The organism is Candidatus Gillettellia adelgis, from assembly GCA_020541285.1.
GTDB classification, from domain to species: Bacteria; Pseudomonadota; Gammaproteobacteria; order Enterobacterales; family Enterobacteriaceae; genus Gillettellia; species Gillettellia adelgis.
The window spans coordinates 197780-220316 of sequence record CP047043.1 but is presented as its reverse complement, the minus strand read 5'-3'; the positions used below and the strand labels follow the sequence as shown (position 1 = coordinate 220316).

Below are 22537 nucleotides of genomic sequence, written 5' to 3'. Positions count from 1 at the left end.
ATCTTTAATATTAAGAGCGCAATAACATAACTATTTGGAAGGATCTTATAATCTATTGTAAGACGTAATATCTTTTGCTTCATCGCATTCAATACCGCTGGTTTAGCTGCAATATACACTTCTTGTCTACGCTCTCTGCTCAAAACGATGCTGCTCGCTTCATACTTGTAAATGTACGACGGATATTGATATCTAGCATTGCTTCTGTACGCATATAACGTTACTTAAAAAAATGAATAACATTATTCGTTTAAAGTTCATGATGCACTTTTTTCTTTTAGATTCCCTATAAAACCTCAAAACAAAAAAAGGATTATAACTTAAGCAGTTCATTGTAGGACACTGCTATCAATAAGTATTCTAGTAACGTTACCTAAATCACATCCTTAAAATACTAAGGATTGCATACATATCAAGGTTTGTTACACACTCTGAATTATTCAATCATGTCAACACATAAAGATTTCCTAGGTTAACATCTTTCTTACACTAAAGTCATTGTCGTATAAAACTAGTATTTACTTAACAAAAATACACTACCCGTTTATTTAAATAGGTCGTATAGTTACAGTAAACTAAGTTCAAGTGATACAACAAAATGACTCAAATTTATAATTTTAGTGCTGGCCCAGCAATGTTGCCAAGTGCAGTGTTACATCATGCAAAAAAAGAATTGTGCAACTGGTGCGGATTAGGCGTTTCAGTAATGGAAATTAGCCACCGTAGTAAAGCATTTACCACAATTGCTCAACAATCTGAACAGGACCTCCGCGATCTACTGAAAATCCCTTCTAATTATAAAGTACTATTTTGCCAAGGTGGTGCTCGTGCGCAATTTGCGGCATTGCCACTAAACCTACTGGCGGATAAAACTACTGCTGACTATATTGATAGTGGTTATTGGGCACATAGCGCAATCAATGAAGCACAAAAATATTGCACACCTAACATAATTGACGTAAAAACTTACATTGGTAATCTACATGCCATAAAACCGATGAAAGAGTGGAAACTCAGAGATAGTGCGGCGTATATACATTATTGTCCTAATGAAACTATTGATGGAATAGCCATTGATGAAATAGTAAATTTCGGCGATAAAGTAATGATCGGAGATTACTCCTCGACTCTTTTGTCACGCCCACTAGATGTAAGCAGTTTTGGTATGATTTATGCTAGTGCGCAGAAAAATATCGGTCCTGCCGGCCTAACACTCGTCATTGTACGTGAAGATCTATTAGGCAGAGCACGTCGTGAAGTACCATCAATTCTTGATTATACTATTCTCGCTAAAAACCATTCAATGTTCAATACACCGCCGACTTTTGCTTGGTATCTATCTAGTCTAGTATTTAAATGGATAAAAAAGCAAGGTGGTTTAGTGGAAATGAGCAAACGTAACCACGCTAAGGCTAAACTGCTGTACACAACTATTGATAATTCTGACTTCTACCTTAACCTCGTAGAGCCATTTAACCGTTCTTGGATGAATGTACCATTCCAGTTAGCTGTCTCAAAGCTAGATAAGGTGTTTATTAGTGAAGCTGAAACTATCGGTTTATTAGCCCTGAAAGGTCACAGGGTAGTCGGAGGAATGCGCGCCTCTCTTTACAATGCTATGCCACTAGCAGGCGTACAAGCATTGACTAACTTTATGCACGATTTCGAACGTCGCCATGGATAATAAAATTTTATCCCATGAAGGTTCGTAATATTGGCTACTTTACCTGAATGATTTCCCGCCATTTACATACTCTATGTACGCTGCAGTTATGACGTACCATTCATATTTAAAATGATATATCATGCTACACACTCTTACGCTTTAAGATAAAAGTAAGCATTTTGTAAATAATGTAAAAATAACTAGCCTGTACCGTCTTCCCATCGCGCATCTTACATTTTGTTAAATCTATCACTAATGAACTTGGATTAATGTGCTGCATCGACTTATGATGATTATTCACTCTACATAACAGCTTCCTAACATCTCAACACTATATCACGGAAAATTTTACATTTATTTAAAATCTTTGACGAAAAACTAGGTAGAAATTCTGCAACTCTTCTTGCTCATAACCTCTCACAACCTTATTATGTAATTTATATTACGGCTATATATATACATAGAACATCCAGTGTAATATATATTATTACAATGTAATCATTATATTAATAACCTCAATGACATTTTAATATATGTTTTTTATTAATTATCGAGACACTTCTATAAATTTCAGTAAAACTGATAATATTTTATAGTTCAGTATCTTCTTCTTCCTGAGTTATCGTGCTCATTATATTATTTATCTGTATTGTTCCATAACATTAAGGAAGAGTTGATTCCCTGGCTTTCCATTCATCTTATAGATAACGGATATATCGCCATATACCAACCGTGTTCTGATATATCATACTCGGGATCAAGAAGATAGATCGATTATCCAAAGCCTTCTATTTTAGATAGCTTGCATTAATGTCTTGTATAGTTTTGCTATCTCTTTATATAGCACATTATATCGTTTTATCATTAAAACTATTGTGATACACCTACATAGATGCACCTGTATCGGTCTCACGGATACTTTGATATCCTATCATGAAAAAATGGAGTAATCACCTAAGTAGTTGACAGAATATTATTCATCATATAGTTAAGGTATATTAAAGCGTTGCTAGGTTAAGATAAAACTATGGATTCCTACGCTCAGAATGTATCGCACCATTATTAACTACCTAGTACGCTTCGAATGCAAAACGCCTCATGCAAACGAGGAGCCCCAAGTAATCGTATTATAATGCTGACTTTCAGAGGCTAAACGTGTAGAATGGCTATGATTAGATATCTTCTATCATAGAGCGTCCATGATAAAGAAATTCATATTCTACGTTGTTCAGGCTGAAAGATAACTTTTATAGCATGAAATCAAAAGTACTCATAACAAATTAAACACCTTTAATAATTATAGATATACGGCTATTGGAATACGCTCTATAGCAATTTTGTATTTCCATTATGTAGAACGGAAAACTACTTACCGTTGTTATCCTCCTCTAAGCCGGTGCACCCAACATTATGACAGATCCGCTTTATTTATCAGAATTTGGAGAATTTTATTGGCATGATAACTTCACTGACACTACAACCAATCGCCCGTGTTAATGGCACAGTTAACTTACCCGGCTCTAAAAGTATTTCTAATCGCGCTTTAATTCTAGCAGCTATGGCAAAAGGAAATACCAGACTTTATAACCTACTAGATAGCGATGACGTACGTTATATGCTGAATGCATTACGAGATTTAGGTATAAACTATAAACTATCTAATGATCGCAGTACATGCCAAGTCTATGGTATTTCTGGGCCACTCGTTTCTACTAAACCAATAGAGTTATTCCTCGGAAATGCCGGTACTGCGATGCGATCACTAGCAGCAGCACTGTGTCTACATTGCAAAAATATACTCTTGACAGGGGAACCTCGAATGAAAGAGCGACCCATCGGTCATCTCGTAGACGCATTGCGTCAAGGTGGCGCAAAAATTGATTATCTAGAGCAATCCAATTATCCGCCAATTTGCTTACATGGCGGTTTTTTAGGGGGAGATATCAGTGTTGACGGTAGCATCTCTAGTCAGTTTTTAACAGCATTACTAATGACTGCACCTATGGCTAAAAAAGATACGCGGATTTATGTTAAGGGAGAATTAGTGTCTAAACCCTACATTGATATTACAATAAACCTAATGCATAACTTCGGTGTTGAGGTTAGTCACGAGAATTATCAGACATTTTTTGTTGAAGGTCGTCAAATCTACCTTTCACCTGGCGAATACTTAGTGGAGGGTGATGCTTCTTCAGGTTCTTACTTCCTGGCGGCAGCAGCGATTAAAGGTGGTACCGTTCGTGTAACTGGTATTGGCCGTAGTAGTGTGCAAGGCGACACTCAGTTTGCTAACATATTAAAAATAATGGGTGCACATATTACTTGGGGGGATAATTTTGTCGAATGCAGTCACGGTGCACTACACGGTATCGATATGGATATGAACGCCATGCCAGACGCAGCAATGACGGCGGCTATCATTGCATTATTTACAAAAGAACCAACTACCTTGCGTAATATCTATAACTGGCGAGTAAAAGAAACTGACCGTCTAATCGCCATGGCTACAGAGTTACGTAAAGTAGGCGCCGATGTTTATGAGGGTCAGGATTCTATCTGCGTGATACCACCCAATAAGCTTAAGCGTGCTACTATCAACACTTACAAAGATCATCGTATTGCGATGTGTTTTTCTCTCGTAGCGTTATCAGATACGCCGGTTACTATTCTAGATCCAATATGTACTAAAAAAACGTTCCCAGACTATTTTGAGCAATTCGCGAGCATCAGCCAACTAGCATAACGATCAGATGATTTCTTTTAGGTTTATTTAAAATAAACTTATCATAATATTAATAAAAATTTATTTTTATTTGCCTCATTTTGATGATTTTTACTGAATTAACTAGTCTATTTACAAATATAATGCGCCATAAAATGATGGACAATATATTAGAATATTTACCTATCGCAAGAAAACAACAAGCGTCCTAATAACTTGTGTTTTTATTTTAATTAAAGCACTGACGATATTCTTATATGTTTTTGTTTTTAACTGAGATAGCAATAAAAATGATAGTTCCAGTAATAACCGTCGATGGACCCAGTGGCGCTGGAAAAGGCACGCTATGTAAAGCTTTAGCTACATCCCTTGGTTGGCATTTGCTAGATTCCGGTGCAATCTATCGTGTACTAGCGCTAGTGGCATCACGTCATCAGGTTGATATAACTTCTGCGGAAGCACTTGTTCCGTTAGCCACACAGCTTGATGTTCGTTTTATTGCTCAGCATGAAACACTGCTGGTAAGTCTAGAAGGTAAGGATATTAGTCATGCAATCTGCACTGAAACCATTGGTAATATCGCTTCACAGATAGCTATCTTACCTCAAGTGCGAGCAACACTGCTAGATCTACAAAAAGCATTTCGTAAAAAACCCGGCTTAATTGCCGATGGTCGAGATATAGGTACGGTGGTATTTCCAGATGCCTTGGTTAAAATTTTCCTAGACGCTAGCTCAGAAAAACGTGCGCAACGTCGTCGACTACAGTTGCAAAAAAAAGGTTTTGATGTTAGCATTGCACAGCTGTTAACTAAGATAAAAGAACGTGATAATCGTGATTATAATCGCATTATCTCACCTCTAGTGCCTGCGTTTGATGCCTTTGTACTGGATTCAACCAACTTGTCAATTGAAGAAGTTATCAAAAAAACACTAGGGTATGTCAAAAAAGTTTTAATGTTATTATAAAGATTAAAATGGTGAAAACCGCGTATTTCATCCTACTTTTATAGAAATACAATAGGATGTTAAATACAACTTATCTATAATCCACTAAATAATATAACTTGTAGAATGCTAAGAATATCGTAAATCCCCCGCAGAATTTATTAGAAAATCATGGGATGAGCGAGTATAAGTAAGTACTTATACTATACAAAGCATGACTAGTATACAACCTCGACCCTGTCTATATGGAGCTAACAGCAGGGTATGTGAAATAACCCCATTCAGCAGGATGCTAGATGGACGTTAACTTAAAAACCCTAAAGATCAATAACATGAATGAATCTTTTTCTCAACTCTTTGAAGAATCACTAAAAACAATCGAAACTCGCCCAGGTTCCATCGTTCATGGAATTGTTGTTGCTATCGATAAAGATATCGTATTAGTTGACGCTGGCCTGAAATCTGAATCTGCTATTCCAGCTGAACAATTTAAAAATGCACACGGCGAGCTAGAAATCCAGATTGGTGACAAAGTTGACGTTTCGCTGGACGCTGTTGAAGATGGCTTCGGTGAAACCCTACTATCTCGTGAGAAAGCCAAGCGCCATGAAGCTTGGATCAAGTTAGAGAAAGCTCATGAAGACACTGCTACTGTCATTGGTATTATCAATGGAAAAGTCAAAGGTGGCTTCACCGTTGAGCTTAACGGTATTCGCGCGTTTCTACCAGGTTCGCTGGTTGACGTTCGTCCAGTACGCGATACTCTACACTTAGAAAATAAAGAGCTTGAGTTTAAAGTGATCAAGCTCGATCAAAAACGCAATAACGTTGTCGTTTCTCGTCGTGCAGTTATCGAGTCCGAGAACAGCGCAGAGCGCAACCAATTGCTAGAAAACTTGCAAGAAGGCATGAAAATTAAAGGTATTGTTAAGAATCTCACCGACTACGGTGCATTTGTTGATCTAGGTGGTGTAGATGGCTTACTACATATTACTGACATGGCCTGGAAACGTGTTAAGCATCCTAGTGAAATTATTAATGTAGGTGATGAAGTATTTGTTAAGGTGCTGAAGTTTGATCGCGAACGTACGCGTGTTTCTCTTGGTCTCAAACAATTAGGCGAAGATCCTTGGATTGCTATCGCAAGACGTTATCCAGAAAACACCAAACTAACAGGTCGTGTTACTAATTTAACTGATTATGGCTGTTTTGTAGAAATCGAAGAAGGTGTGGAAGGTTTAGTTCATGTTTCTGAGATGGATTGGACTAACAAAAACATCCACCCATCTAAAGTCGTTAATATGGGCGATGCAGTGGAGATTATGGTTCTAGACATTGATGAAGAACGTCGTCGTATTTCTTTAGGCTTAAAACAGTGTCAAGCGAATCCATGGAAGCTATTCTCAGAGACGCATAATAAGGGTGATCGCGTTGAAGGCAAAATCAAGTCTATTACTGATTTTGGTATTTTTATTGGATTAGATGGTGGGATAGATGGCCTAGTTCATCTTTCTGATATTTCATGGCATATTGCAGGAGAAGACGCAGTTCGTGAATATAAGAAAAGCGATGAAATCGCCGCAGTTGTTTTGCAGGTTGATGCAGAACGCGAGCGTATTTCTTTAGGCGTCAAACAACTTGCTGAAGATCCTTTTAATCACTATCTGTCTGTTACAAAAAAAGGAGCGTTTGTTATCGGTAAAGTCGCCGCAGTTGATTCAAAAGGTGCTACAATAACATTAGCAGACGGTGTAGAAGGGTACCTACGTACCTCTGAAACCTCTCGCGAATACTCTGAAAATACAACTCTTGTTTTAAATATTAATGATACAGTCGAAGTGAAATTTGCTAGCGTTGATCGTAAAAATCGCATAATCAGTCTATCCATGCGTACTAAAAGCGAACTAAACGAGAAACATAGCATCACTAGTGTGAGTCATAAAAAAGATGAAAATCACTTCTCCAATGCAATGACTGAAGCTTTTAAAGCAGCAAAAATCGATTGATATCTTTTATTAAATTATACTGATAGCAGGCGGCTTCTTAGCCGCCTAACATGGTAGTTTATCCACAACACTTGGAGGAATAATGACCAAGTCAAAACTCATCGAAAGACTTGCTAGGAAGCAATCGCATATCCCTACAAAAGCCATTGAAGATGCAATTAAAGCACTGCTTATATATATGACTTTAACACTCGCTAATGGCCAACGCATTGAAATCCGTGGATTTGGTAGTTTTTCCCTTCACTATCGCCCCCATCGTTTAGGGCGAAACCCAAAAACCGGTGATATAGTCAAGCTAGATAGTAAATATGTTCCTCATTTTAAACCTGGAAAAGGGCTACGCACTCGCACTAATATTGATATATAAGCGTTTATTTTAATGATTTGTCTTATAAACACACACAAGAATTATGCCTTAGAGTATTGTTGTTTAATAGTTTTTAAATTTCTACCCTCTCCATAAGACGATGACTTGTGTGCAACATTTTTATTCAAGATCAACATATCACAACTATATCGTTACTCTTTAGTGTTCATTAAACCCCACTATAAATTCTAGCCCTTTATACGTATACAGCATGCACCCTTATATATTTGCGATGATATATAACAGGATATCCTGTGGACCAATAAAACTGTTGCGTACAATCTAGTTAGATGGATGATTATTTTTATTAACTTTGTTATTTTTATGCTTATTACTCCTTCTAGTATGAGCTGCTATGTAAAAAATAGCTCATTGTTTTCCTATTCACATGATACTGTATGTGCATGGAGTGATTACACCGTGTATTCATAAGAAACCGTTTAACTTTCTGTTAATGGTGGTTAACCTTAACATTTTTAGATTCATTAATTCATTATCACCTAGCATCTAAGATAGAAAGTAATTTTAAATATTTTTTTGTTTTATATCCTACAAGCAGCCACTCAGTCTAATTTGGAAAAGAACTATATAACCTTTAGATCACTTATGAATCATTTTAACCATCCATCAGTTCAACATGTCCGCTTGCTGCACAGTAAGTAAAACTGTAGAATTTCTATTATTTATTACACTGAACACAATATGTCTAACTTATACGATTAATCATGATTAGTGCACTACTCTATAAATAAATTTGACTGATTCACACATCCAGCATGCACTGTAATACTAAAACTCAGGATATACCTAATAAATATTTTCGATTTATATATCGCTATAATAGCGTGTAACTTTTCGCTCTTTCAAACCCCTTAATAACTAAGATTTATTCACTGTATAAGCTACAAATTTTCCTATTATAGTCTATGCGTGAATAACATTAGTATATATTTTAAATAACTAGACTGATAGCACAAATATTGATAACGTTGATTGGTCTAAAATAACTGAACATACACTAAGTCGTTTCAGAGGTAGCGGTATTGCGTAAAGTTCATGCTTTATTTATAATATATAAGCAATGATTATAAGTCGTTTTGAAATATCACTATTAATAATCAATTACTCAATTTACTTCTTTAAATATCTACAGTTAACAACTGCGTTCATCTAATCACACTAGATGAATGCATGTTACTGTCACATCTAATTTTTATTATATTATCACTGATCCTAATATCAGTGAAACAATGTTATGTTCATTGAATGCTAATTTTCATGTAAGCTAGCTAGAGAACTACCTTGGTTTGTTGGTAGTGGCGAGGTCGTTTTACTGTTAATGATATATAATCATTATTTAGCGTGCTATCTCGCTGAAATGTTCATCTTGCGATACAATTACTTACGGATGGTCATCCTACTACTTAGTACTACAAATGCATTATTAAGAATATACTGGCGTTTACTATGGTAAAGTATATGCTGATACAGCTTATAGTCATATACTGTGACACATTACAAGAAGAAAGACTCGTCTGCTATTATCCACTATAACAAACTAGATTACTATGAGTTAGCAATAATCATCACGCATAATCATATAGAGACACAGTGTAATATTAACGATATTTAGATCATAGGTAGTGCTAATGAATAATAGATTTTTTATGCTATCACAGTAGGCTATCGCTTTATGCATATTATTACTAGCTACGATTATCTTTATAATATCAGCGTATTAAAATAATCGCAGCAGGTGCTTTCGTAAAATAATATATATAACCTAATTTTTTATACAGATTAGTTGACGTTATGTATTTACTGAAGGATAGCTGTAGTAGCTTTGATAACGTGGAAATTATGATTATTAAAAGCTTTGAGTCAATGCATTAATAATAATTTTATATAGTTTACATTCATTATAACCGATTTAGGTTACTATTGATTAACAACATTATACAGAGTTAGGTGACTTATATTAAAGTGTTATAAATTTATAGCACTGTACTACAAGTTTTTAATTATAGTAGTTAAGCTTCTTAAGCGCCTATTATTTTACATGCAGTGACTCTTGAAGCAGTTAATGAACTTTAATATTTTCATTACCTTTAATGAGAATAATCGCTACATATTCTTATAGATAACCTTTAATAATTGAATGGTTAGTAACCAGATCAGTTATTAGTATTATTTAATAACAATGGATAAATTACAGGTCGTGATCAATCATCAATACTCATTGGTACCACAAACGGTGTGGCGTAGAGGTAATAGAGGCAAGAATGAGAAAATAAACCGCTATTTCTTCCGATGCTGGTCTTTGCATGATGAATGATCAATCTCTCTCTACCTGGCAAACATTTCATCGTCTCTGGCCGATGATTACACCATTTAAGGCTGGCTTAATTGTGGCGGGTATTGCGTTAATTCTCAATGCAACTTGCGACGCTTTTATGTTATCTTTACTAAAACCTTTGTTGGACGATGGTTTTGGAAACACTGAACATAGCATCCTACATTGGATGCCAGTAGCCATTATTGGTTTGATGATGACACGAGGTACAACTAGCTTTATTTCCAGCTATTGCATTTCCTGGGTCTCCGGCATGGTCGTGATGCATATGCGTCGTCGTTTATTTAGTCATATGATAAGAATGCCTGTTGCTTTCTTTGACCAACAATCCACTGGTACCTTACTATCACGTATTACCTACGATTCAGAACAAGTAGCATCATCTTCTTCTAGCGCATTGGTAACTATAGTACGTGAAAGTGCCTCGATTATCGCATTGTTTTGTATGATGTTTTATTATAGTTGGCAGCTTTCCGCTATCTTGATTGTGATGGCGCCGATTGTATCTATTGCAATTTGCATTGTATCCAAACGCTTTCGTAATATCAGCAAAAATATGCAAAATATCATGGGACAAGTAACTACAAGTGCTGAACAAATGCTAAAAGGGCATAAAGAAGTACTCATTTTTGGCGGACAACAAGTTGAAACTGATCGCTTTAACTCAGTCAGTAACCGCATGCGACAACAGGGTATGAAGCTGGTATCTGCCGCATCCATCTCAGACCCTATTATTCAACTGATTGCCTCTTTATCTTTAGCTTTTGTACTATATGCTGCTAGTTTTCCAAGCGTGATACACACGCTAACAGCCGGTACTATTACTGTAGTATTTTCTTCCATGATTGCTCTAATGCGCCCACTAAAATCATTAACTAATGTCAACACTCAGTTCCAACGCGGTATGGCAGCCTGTCAAACCTTATTTTCAATTTTAGATATGGAACAGGAAAAAGATACTGGGACGTGTCAAGTAGTGCGTGCGAAAGGTGAAATAGAATTCCATAATGTAACTTTTTATTACCCTAGCGCAGACACCCCAGCACTTAAAAATATTAACTTAAGCATTAAGGAAGGTAAAACTGTAGCATTAGTAGGCCGATCGGGCGCAGGAAAGTCAACAATCGCTAATTTATTAACTCGTTTTTATGATATTCAGGAAGGTACAATCCTGATAGATGGGCATGACTTACGTGAATATACATTAGCTTCTCTGCGTGATCAGGTAGCACTAGTTTCGCAAAACGTTCACTTATTTAATGACACGATCGCTAATAATATTGCTTACGCGCACGAAGAACATTATAGCCGTCAAGAAATTGAGAAAGCAGCACGTATGGCTTATGCGATTGATTTTATAGAAAAAATGGAAAATGGATTAAACACGATCATCGGAGAAAATGGTGTAATGTTATCCAGTGGGCAACGACAGCGTATCGCTATTGCACGTGCACTGCTACGTAACTGTCCAATCTTAATCTTAGATGAAGCAACTTCAGCATTAGACACTGAGTCTGAACGCGCTATTCAATCGGCGTTAAATGAATTGCAAAAAGACCGTACTTCGTTTGTAATCGCTCACCGTTTATCAACAATTAAAAAAGCAGATGAAATCTTAGTAGTTGAAGAGGGAAAAATTATTGAACGTGGTAAACATATTACATTACTCAATGAGCAAGGTGTCTATGCGCAATTATATCGTTTGCAGTTTGGTCAAAAATGATTAGCCGTATCTGGTCAGGGGGCTCACGGTTTTATATTGCGTTACTACCGTTATCTTTCTTGTATGGCTTGGTCAGCACACTTATTCGGCTTAGTTATCGTCACGGTCTGCGTAAAAGCTGGCGAGCTTCGGTTCCAGTCGTGATAGTAGGTAATCTCACTGTTGGTGGCAATGGCAAAACACCCATGGTAATTTGGCTAACGAAAAAATTACAACAGCGTGGTTACCGAGTTGGTGTAGTATCACGTGGTTACGGTGGTCATTCTGCAGTTTATCCATTAATTTTAAATCAAGATACTTCCCCTTGTGAGGCAGGTGATGAACCTGTGCTGATTTATCAGCGTACCGGCGCAGCAGTAGCTATTGCACCGAAACGGTTTGAAGCAATTCAAGCGTTACTACAAAAGCAGCAACTTGATATAGTGATTAGTGATGATGGATTACAACATTACGCATTACAGCGTGATTTCGAGTTGGTAGTAATCGATGGCGTACGTCGCTTTGGCAACGGATGGTGGTTACCAGCTGGGCCCATGCGTGAACGCGTTACTCGTCTTAACAGCGTTCACGCATGCATCGTTAATGGCGGAATAGCTCAAGAAGGAGAGCTCTCTATGCGCTTGTGCGCATATAAGGCGGTACATATTCTCAGTGGAGTACGTTGCCCAGCAACTGAATTAACACATGTAGTAGCCATGGCAGGCATTGGTGATCCACTGCGTTTTTTTGCGATGTTAAAAAAGTTGGGAGCCGATATTAAAGAAGAGGTGGTTTTTTCCGATCATCATAAATACCAACCTTTATCGCTCATAGCGTTGACGTCCCCCGAACAAACCCTATTAATGACAGAAAAAGATGCAGTAAAATGCCGTTGTTTCGCGCAACCTAACTGGTGGTATTTACCCGTTTATGTAAAATTGCTATCTAGCGAGGCGGAACAATTACTTCGAAAAATTACAAACCTTCGCGTACATTAATACAACTATTGGTGTTATATAAAATTTCTAGTGCAATTCATGCACAATTAGTGACTACTCTGTGTAGTAAAAGATATAAGTGAGCATGCGCTGAGTCTACTCTACTGATAATAACACACGTAAATCTTATTAAACTCCTAACATAGCGTAACTTCCTATCATTCTAATAATTTTAGAGATAAATTTCATATGGTATAACAAGCGGTATGCATTGAAAATTCATAAACTATTAATATAAGAAATTCGTGATAACACGCTATTTTATTGATAAATAAATATAATGAATAATATGGTATGTAACTAACACTATCTATTCCATCTACCTGCGTATAAAATCCGCTCTGATTTATGCTATGTAATCTTTTTATTATAATTATTATTACTAACCATACTATAGGTGCCGTACTGTAGTTGATCATGCCTAACTTTTGTGTAGTACACTATTGACATTCTATCATTATTAGAACACTCAACCTATCTGCTACTTCTTTAAGAAAATTTATATACAGCTTTTAGCCTAAAAGCTACTTATCTTTTGTTTCTCATTACAGAATAATCTGGAAGTCTTTACTTGTCTATAGGTTACTAAAAAGTTTGCCTTATCGTTATGAACTATCAGAATAAAAGATGATTTAAAGCTATATCGTAATTTTCAGCATTATTATAATTAATGTTTCCCTAACAAGCGAGTAGATCTCTAACAACCAGCATACTAACTAGATAATTAGACATTACTGTTCGATAAAGCTAGCACTACCTCTTTATATTTGATCTAAAATGATAATACTAAAGCGCATATGATTATGTAACATTACACTAATAAGTATGACGCTTGAAGTTTGTAATATATTTGTTACTCATCTACTGTATATACAGTAGTAATTGATTTACTTTTAAAATTCGTGCTGATTCTTTCTTATACAAGCTAGCTAAATAAATACCTATTCTAGGTTAGAATATAAGTGATATAGGGTCACTTTTCACATCTACAGAATACTACTGCTAATAGCATTCTATTATTTGTTTTAATATATTAAACTATCTAAGAAAGATAAAGCTAATCACTCCACTCATAGTGGCTACCATAATAAAATTATTGGATCTAACATAGCTATTTAATCGGATGTTATACTCTAAATGAATTAATTACTACAAACTAACGAGTAACTCTAATTTTAAAAACATAGTAATTTTATAAAATTTATTCCATTTTTTATGGTATTATATTTACTGCTTAATAATTTAAAAGTAATATGTTTATTTATGGATAATTAGTTTAATAAAATTTTTTAGAGTTATACGTAACGGATATTTTATCTAATATTTAATTGCTAAATAAGTAAAATATAGCTTAAACAATATTTTATAAGTATATTGTAAGCAGAAAGTAATTTTGTCATTGCGACTTTAAGTATACTTCTCAATGATTGATTCATTAAATTAGTGGCATCTATATCGATTAAGTATGCCTATTATATATAATTAATACTATTTGAGAATTACAAAAAATTATAGTTACTGTCAACCAGATAAAAGAACTTCCAACTTCTAGTGCATATATGCACTAATACTTAAATAATAATAAGTAAAATTTTTAAATATAAAATAATAAGTAACATTATAGTTATTTAAGTGTAAAAACTATATACTTTATTAATTACCTACTAATAAACCTGCTATTAATTACAAAATTAATTGCTTACTCAATACAGAAGTGTTAAGATATCCATATAAAATTTTAGGCATAACACAATCATTGCACTATAATGGCATTGCTTTTAAAGCTTCTAACATACTAGATGCATACAACATAAAAGAAAACAAATTTTCTAAAAGTTTCAAAACATTAAAATACGTTGAACACAGCAAAATTTTTCTGTTTATTTATAATGTCTCTTTAATATCACTAACAAACAACATATAGCTATATTCTTTTTATAGAAAATCTCAGGTATGTAAATTAGCTATTATTACACTTACCTAAATTTCATAAAGTGACTAATCCTAAACGATCGAGTTAGTATGATACTACTTGAATATAACACAATAAATCAGTAAAATATTACGCATTTTTTACAATAGATACTAACCTAACAGTATAAAAACGCTAGAATAATCACTTGTTTTCAAGTGATTATTTTCTATATTATACATGGACTATTGTGCGATAGCAATAAAAATTGCACTACGCTTTTAACTCACTATAAACTAGCATTTAAACTTTATAAAATTATAAAAGCAGTCCATGCGCCAGCTACAACAATCACGACTGCACTATAAAAAACCTAACAGCAGGAACACCTTATTATCCCATGATACATTAACAGTGCTCAAAGGAATAACGTCACACAGGATTAATGTATACTGTAAAAAATAAAGATGTGATTCTTATGTAATGAGTTACTACATTAATTATACTGTAAGTAGTCTATTTGCAAGCTTGTTTCAGTCAACTAAATAACTTACTAATATACGATTAAGGATTGATTCTGTTACAAAATTTTTACATTTATAGAAAATAAAGATAAAATTTATGATTACAATCACGCAATAACTTTATGTATTATTTAGGTGCTTTTGCTTATTAAATAATCAAAAATCTCATTTCTTATAGTATAATTAGTAAAACTAAAGTCTGATAAAATCAGCATGTTTATTTATATGTTATTTTTATAAAAAGGCGTGATATAATCACGTATTATTATGCGTAATTAATCGAATTATTCAGTAATATACTTTTAAGTATCTATTACGATCATAATATATAGATATTAAAAATCTGGAAGTCCTTGCTAAAATTTAATTTAAAAAAACTAAAGTAAGTACTTCACCTAAGCTATTTAAAAGAATGATATTAACATTAAATAGAAAGTTTTTATGTATAGTGGATAGCGATCTTAAAAACCATTAGCAAGAGCTACTCACTGGTTTTATATATTTTATATTCTATCCGTATATTTTGCGTAGGATTTAAATCACATAAAACATACCCTTATCATTTTATCCTGAAAATTTTTATTTTGTAATATTTAATTGTCTTGCTAATCTAATCAGTTATTTACTTTAATCATCACCCTCCGCAATATCGCCGTGTCTGTGCTGAGGCTTCTTTTCATTAATCCATTCGCTAAGATCAATTAATTGACACTGTTTTTGACAGAATGGACGATAAGGATTAACTACACTCCATATCACATCATTTAAACAAGTTGGACATTGCACTACAAAGGTCATAAGAATTATGTATCCTTTTTACATATAAAGAATTCTCAAGCAATCATATTATCATGTTTCAATTAAAAAATACATTTTGTCTAATTCACTAGAATTACTTAGGGATATTTTTCTCGGGGTTATGCTATGTGCTCGTCTTTTAAAAAACCCAATCGATTCAAATATATTCAGCAATAAGCTAATTCAAACGCTAAGCGTTCCGGTACTATACCGTGTGCACTATCTAAGGGTAAAAAACGAATGGCATAGCGGGTTTTATGACCAGATATCTGTGGATAGAGTTGTTGTGCCAACTTGATACTTAAGTGCAGCAAATCCGCTCCTTCAGCATTACCCCGAAAAAAACCATTAAGGCTGATTTGATTACGAAAAGATCCTGTTTTTCGAATTAAAGCTAACACCATAGTTAGTGCTTGATTTAGCGGTGCGAGTGTTTGTAACCAGTGAGCTACATTGACATCACGATCCTTTTGAGATGCATGCATCCACATATGTAAAGTAGGTAAATCAAAACTGCAACAACCACCTGGAATACTGAGCCTCTGGCGCACAAGGCTAATTAATCGATCTTCGCGCAATGCTTGACCAAGACGTGGTGCTGCTATCAATGCTGCAGAACGTGTTTTAAGTTGACTGCATAAATGATCGATTAACGACATATCGACACCCGGCACATCGACCCAGGCTAACAATTTCTGTTGCTGACGCTCTAACTCTTTAAGAAGTTCAGCGCGTACCTCACCACGTTCTAAGATGTCTAGCAAATCAGATAGAGTGCGGAAAAAAGTCAGAGCAATAGGTGTTACCGTTAAGGATTGCTCTCCGTGCAACTGCTGTAATAAGAACTCAATACGTAACCAAGTACGCATTTTTTCATTTAGCGGATACTCAAAGAGTACGCTTGGAGAAACATCACTCATGCAGTGTAATCCTATTTTGGCGCTAATGCCGCTAGTTTAAGGTAGCGTTGATGTAGTACATCAACCGATTTTTTTACCTCTATAACACTAACATTATTATCGATAATATCATCTGCAATAGTCAAACGCTTCTCTCGCGTAGCTTGCGTGACAAGGATATCGTGCACTTGCTGACAGCTAATAGCGTCACGCGCCATGGTTCTCACTAATTGAGCGTTTATGTTTACATCAATCACTAAAACCCGATTAGCAAGAGATTGTAAGCTATTTTCTACTAACAACGGCACTACCCAAAGAGCATAAGAACTGTTGGCTGCCGCTAATTGACGCTGGCTTTCTTGAACAATTAAAGGATGTAATAATTGATTAAGCCAAATTTTATCTTCAGGAAAACTGAAGATTCTCTGACGTAACGCTATACGATTTAATGAACCACTCGCAAGCAAGATTTGATTACCAAAATATGCAGAAATCTTAGTTAAAGCTATAGTGCCTGGTTTGACAACGTGTCGAGCAATTACGTCAGCATCGACAACTGCTAAACCTTGATGCGCAAAGGCATTACTTACAGTTGATTTACCACTACCAATGCCTCCAGTTAACGCAATAATATAAGTGATGATCAGTATCCTTACGTTTATAATGTAAACATTAATCATACACAAGCATGAGTGTAGAAATTCATTTATACTAATTAATTTATCTAACTTTTTATAAAAACGCCTCATTCATGCAATGCGCATCCTCCATTATATTCTTAGCATTTCATGGTAAAATACGCCTGCATAATATAATTAATGATAATGGATTTTACTTGAATAAACGTTTTCATAACTTATAATTAGAACTTATCTTGTTTTGGCTACTAAAATGCTTATCCGACTATTATATCAATACTAATCTTCTTCATGCATGCTTATTTTATAAAATTAAACGACAGCGTCTATTTGTATTTTACCTAATACATACCTCTTTTCAATGAAAATCATATGCCTGAATATATAGTATAGCAGCGAGCGTTAATCTTACACAATAGCTTTCCGTTAAGTCTCTACTCTATATTTAAGAAATGTAATATATTCTCCCTAAATATCTTTGGTATAATAAAGCAGTAATTGTTTATGGTTGAATATTTGTTAGATTTGTACTGTGTACTAGAATCCTTATATAAATTTTAAAAAACAACAAATAAGATATAAAAATCATTATTATTTCTTATAGTTTGACTACTTTTAATTATAGACACCTGTTTCTATAGGAAACAGCACGCACTATCTATTATATTAAATAATTTCCTTAATATTAATAATACAAGTGACATTGCATTCGCGCACCTCTTACATGCATGTCAAAATTGTGCTAGTTATATAATTTTAGTTTGTTTTTCCTTGATGTGAAGATAAATAAATTGCCGATAATTTATCATATAGGCTTTTCTCTCACAACCATATCAGCTATATAGTAACCTTAACATTTTATATTACATTAATCCTATTAAAGCGCAGGATAGGATCCTGATTACTACTTGTAGCTTTATATAAGCTTTTATAAATATCTATAATTATGTCTGCTCTATATTTATAGAGGCCACTAAAGCGTTTTACATCTACAACCATTCCAATGTAGTGAGATATTCGTATTGTAGCCGTCAAATATAGATGCGATACCTTATTGCCTATCAACCAGCGCTATGCTGGCTCGTACAGCGGGTAGAAAATCACTTATTAAGTATTAATAAATTATTTAAAATTATAGTTAACGTAGATGATTTTTTTAATTTTTTCATATTTAGACGATAGTTAGAGATATTCTGTTGGTATTAACTATTATAATTTTATACGAATACTGAAGCTTACTCAACACCTGAGTAATTAAGTTACAACTCTAATCTTCATACACTAAGAAATAAGTTTTATATGATCATATACTGTCTGCTCATGCTATCTGTGATAGCAGCGGTTACATCTTTCTGCCCGGCATATAGTTTGATAGTATCGCAATAAATATTGCTATCTTATGAATCATTAAGTTTCTTCAGAATTTTTTGGTATAGAATCTTCATTAATTACTGTGGTGTGATCGCATTATACTTCGTATGAATTAAAGAAGTATCTACTAAGATAGTAGCTTTATAAATTGTTTCTTTAGAAAACTAATAGAATAAGTACTAGCACTAAAATAGGTTTTAGCGCCCAATCGCAGTAGAGTCCTTTTATAACCATTATATTCTAAAGAACACTAGTTACGAAAAGTCGATAAAATTACTCATCCTCACAATCAGATACTATTTCGCTACTTAAGCAAAATAAGATAATTAAAGAAAAAAATTTAAACACAGTCAATATATAACGTTATGACATGCTACTAGCGTTATATATGCATAAGTATTATAGGTATTCAAAGAGCTATTTTGTGATTAGTACCTTTGAATGATACTTATTTGCTAAATAATCGCACTTAGCGTTCGTCTCGGATAAGTGTAGATCCTCTAGAAAACAAGCTTGTTTGAAACGTATATCAAAGCAAATCTAGTGTTATAAAAACAATGTTGTACTGGTGCATATGAGTCATTTAGATATATCTAATGTTAATAATGCTCTACTTCAATGCACTATATGACTACTGTATGTATGGTGCAGTTGAATATGCATTTAGTAGATATATATACATAACCTTGTTAATCGCAAGTTACAGTATCTTATCGATCAATATCATACTGTAATCGGTTATTAATTGCTTATTTTGAAGATCGTGACTTAGTCGACATTGCTTAATGAGATATCCCAAAAGATCCTGCTATCATAACTAATATGTATAACATTTATAGATTTTACTATTAAATGCAGAATTTAACAGAAAAATCAACATTATTAATCGGTTATTTATACTTATAAGATTGTATTTTCTATGTTATAGGATATCCCTGCTGATTCTAGTTAATAGTTAGTTTAAAATTATCAACGATCAATACACTGCATTTATGCACCTCAGCCATAACCGAATTACATAATTCGGTATATTACTGCCCGATTGATTTATTATTTTACTGGAAGCTGCTCATAACTTCTATTATGCCAGATATAATTTCGGTATTTCATACTGCACGAGGAGAGAAGAAAAGAACATGAATGATAAAACTGTAGTACCTGTACACTTTACCGAGGCAGCCGCAAATCAACTAAAATTACTACTCTCCTATGAAAAAAACCAGAACCTAAAGTTACGAACTTACATTACTGGTGGTGGCTGTAGCGGATTTCAGTATGGCTTCACATTTGATGATAAAATTAACGATGGCGATCTAACCATTAAGAGGAAAGGTGTGGCGCTGATAATCGATTCAATGAGTCTGCAATATCTTATAGGAGGACGGGTAGACTATATTGAAGGACTAGAAGGCTCACGTTTTGTAGTAATCAACCCAAATTCTAAAATTACTTGTAGCTGTGGTGCCTCATTTAGTATTTGACTGTTTCTGATAACATCAGTATATCTTTTATTAGTAGCTTGCTAAAAAATCTTAGAAAATTTTTTACCTACTAGTCTATCGATACAAGCCGATTATTCTGCCGTTAACCATACTGCGTTAAAATCATCTGCATCATATGACGTATTATCGTAGATTATTGTTTTCTGTTATAATAAGCTCATCAACGTTAATCTAAGGGTTACTATTGTCAGTATCGGACATTGAACGTACTAGTACAAACGACGAACCAAATACATGACAAACATAATCAATCACCCCAGAATTTTTTTTAAACCAATATACTATCTCAAAAGGTAACCTACAATACTTCAGTGATTCTGCTCTGTCAATAAACACATCACCGCTGAAAATCAAACCATGTAATGCATTCATATTTAAGTATTTAATACTGTAGCTCTGCTACAGCAATTAATGGGCATCAGCTATAAATTCCGCTAGACAACTCGATATCTATCCTAGTACATAGAAAGCGGTAATGTCAGCGTCGTGATAACGTACTTTCTAACACTATGATATCGTCGACTTTTAACGTGCTGACGAGCTACAAACGGTAGAAATATTAATAGCTAAGCATCCTACAATATTCTAGTAATAAACTAGTCCGTATATGATGCAGAAAATTTATTGATACCAAATTGCAACAGGACAATATCAATACCTTTGAGCTTACCCAATATATTTTATTACCTTTTCTATGAAGAATATAATAGTTTTATCGCATTAAAAAACAACGTAGCCTCTCACTCCATTGCGCCAATGCTGTCTGTTTTATAAATTGCGTTTGCTCAGTGGTGGATGTGATAATTCTAGTATTATTTATTATAGTTATCAAAGCGACAATCTATGATATGCAATACTAGGAATTAGTAAAATAGGGTAAGGTATCATAAAAAAATGTCTCGGACGAATGTTAACAAAAATCCGTTTATAGACTATTCAAAAACTTAATAAAATACAAAGAAAATCGCAGAATGATACGATAATTCTAGAGTAATTGCAGTTTAATGATGACTGCTTCATTATATACTATTTATAGAAAATCTAGGTTTTTTATTAGAGTATTATGGAAATATGAATAATTGTGCATGAATTTCATAAAAATACAAAAAAATAAAATGGAATCTCAATAAAGCGATGCCGCGAATCTCAAACTCGCTCAATATATTAATAATTTTAATCTAAGTTAACTATTTGACATGTGTATAACTATCATAAAACATCCTACCTCATTCATAATATCAACGACTCACTAATGTTAGCGATTACAGTAAGTTAGCTATCAACGACTAATTGACTAGTCAGCTAGATCCACGAACTGCCGGATCAAGAATGGCCGCCATGAAAATCACGTTGCTCGATTATATGTACATACTACAAACAGTAACCTGCATGAATTATACAGATGTTGTCGTCAAGAGATGAGTCATTTTAAAGATAATACAAAAGCAATCTATATAGCTTATAATCTACTGACACGAATATTCACTTGCGAGTAGGTCAGTTGTATCTTTAGATGTACGTATACTATTTCTGGATGTAAAAACCCTATATTTCTATAAATATCTAACAAAATGTCAATTATTATTTAATAGGATCATCATATATTAATCACCTATGATAGGTGTTATGTTATAGGAATACTAGATTTCTTCCGATCACTTATCTTGTCGCATTACTAACACGATTCTCGTCGTATTATTGAGCTCGCAAATAATATAGAAAAAATTTACTATTGTAAAGTGATACTATCTTCTTAGTACATCATAAAGAAAAGTGATGATAGAAGTGTCTTTACAAACTATTACTAACACTTTACCATACTACATTAGCGAAAATTAATGTTTATATATTGATAATTATTTATCATGCGAATGCTATTGCGCACGCAGCCAAATGATTTATCAAAAACCTCAGAAGAACATTTTGAAAAACTTTAATCAGGTAATGCTAACAAATCATCAGCCAGAATATATTTTTAAACAATAGTATTGGAATGTATATGCAATCATTGAGGAGTCTATTAACTTATATTGTAGGAGCACCGGGTAATCATTGGTTTTATGAATATCTTCAATGTCTACTGAGAATATCTTCAATGTCTACTGACTGGATATTAAATGGTTTTAAAGAAC

11 protein-coding genes are annotated in these 22537 nt (G+C 34.1%); 8 read left to right on the top strand and 3 right to left on the bottom strand.

Going from position 1 to position 22537, the window contains the following annotated elements; all coding sequences use genetic code 11:
* Positions 1-598: 598 nt before the first annotated feature.
* The 7 genes from serC to lpxK all read left to right on the top strand — a co-directional run bounded on the left by serC (position 599) and on the right by lpxK (position 12761).
* The gene (serC, locus tag GIY03_RS00445) at positions 599-1684 is read left to right on the top strand and encodes a 3-phosphoserine/phosphohydroxythreonine transaminase (RefSeq protein ID WP_457913764.1); all 1086 of its coding nucleotides are present in this window, start codon (positions 599-601) and stop codon (positions 1682-1684) included.
* Between the two features lie 1438 nt (positions 1685-3122).
* Positions 3123-4409 (top strand): 3-phosphoshikimate 1-carboxyvinyltransferase, encoded by a 1287-nt coding sequence (gene aroA / locus GIY03_RS00440; protein WP_457913763.1) that lies wholly within the window; start codon positions 3123-3125, stop codon positions 4407-4409.
* Between the two features lie 263 nt (positions 4410-4672).
* Positions 4673-5356, top strand: a complete 684-nt coding sequence (gene cmk, locus GIY03_RS00435; protein ID WP_457914001.1) for a (d)CMP kinase — start codon at positions 4673-4675, stop codon at positions 5354-5356.
* A 311-nt stretch (positions 5357-5667) separates the two neighbouring features.
* A complete protein-coding gene (gene rpsA / locus GIY03_RS00430; RefSeq protein ID WP_457914000.1) occupies positions 5668-7341 on the top strand; it encodes a 30S ribosomal protein S1 in 1674 nt (557 codons plus the stop codon).
* 82 nt (positions 7342-7423) lie between these two features.
* The gene (gene ihfB, locus GIY03_RS00425; RefSeq protein WP_457913762.1) at positions 7424-7708 is read left to right on the top strand and encodes an integration host factor subunit beta; all 285 of its coding nucleotides are present in this window, start codon (positions 7424-7426) and stop codon (positions 7706-7708) included.
* Between the two features lie 2324 nt (positions 7709-10032).
* Positions 10033-11784 carry a lipid A ABC transporter ATP-binding protein/permease MsbA gene (msbA, locus tag GIY03_RS00420; RefSeq protein ID WP_457913761.1) on the top strand — a complete coding sequence of 584 codons (1752 nt, stop codon included), beginning with the start codon at positions 10033-10035 and terminating at the stop codon, positions 11782-11784.
* Positions 11781-12761: a tetraacyldisaccharide 4'-kinase gene (gene lpxK / locus GIY03_RS00415; RefSeq protein ID WP_457913760.1), complete on the top strand. Its 981-nt coding sequence runs from the start codon at positions 11781-11783 to the stop codon at positions 12759-12761. The genes msbA and lpxK overlap by 4 nt, the downstream gene beginning before the upstream one ends.
* A 3063-nt stretch (positions 12762-15824) precedes the next feature.
* Here the strand turns inward: lpxK and yacG are convergent.
* From yacG to coaE, 3 genes are all read right to left on the bottom strand, one after another.
* The gene (yacG, locus tag GIY03_RS00410; RefSeq protein WP_457913759.1) at positions 15825-15995 is read right to left on the bottom strand and encodes a DNA gyrase inhibitor YacG; all 171 of its coding nucleotides are present in this window, start codon (positions 15993-15995) and stop codon (positions 15825-15827) included.
* Positions 15996-16162: 167 nt separating this feature from the next.
* A complete protein-coding gene (gene zapD, locus GIY03_RS00405; protein WP_457913758.1) occupies positions 16163-16915 on the bottom strand; it encodes a cell division protein ZapD in 753 nt (250 codons plus the stop codon).
* An 11-nt stretch (positions 16916-16926) separates the two neighbouring features.
* Positions 16927-17535 (bottom strand): dephospho-CoA kinase, encoded by a 609-nt coding sequence (coaE, locus tag GIY03_RS00400; RefSeq protein WP_457913999.1) that lies wholly within the window; start codon positions 17533-17535, stop codon positions 16927-16929.
* 2504 nt (positions 17536-20039) lie between these two features.
* On the opposite strand from coaE, the gene erpA reads away from it, so the two are divergent.
* A complete protein-coding gene (erpA, locus tag GIY03_RS00395) occupies positions 20040-20384 on the top strand; it encodes an iron-sulfur cluster insertion protein ErpA (RefSeq protein ID WP_457913757.1) in 345 nt (114 codons plus the stop codon).
* Positions 20385-22537 lie beyond the last annotated feature (2153 nt).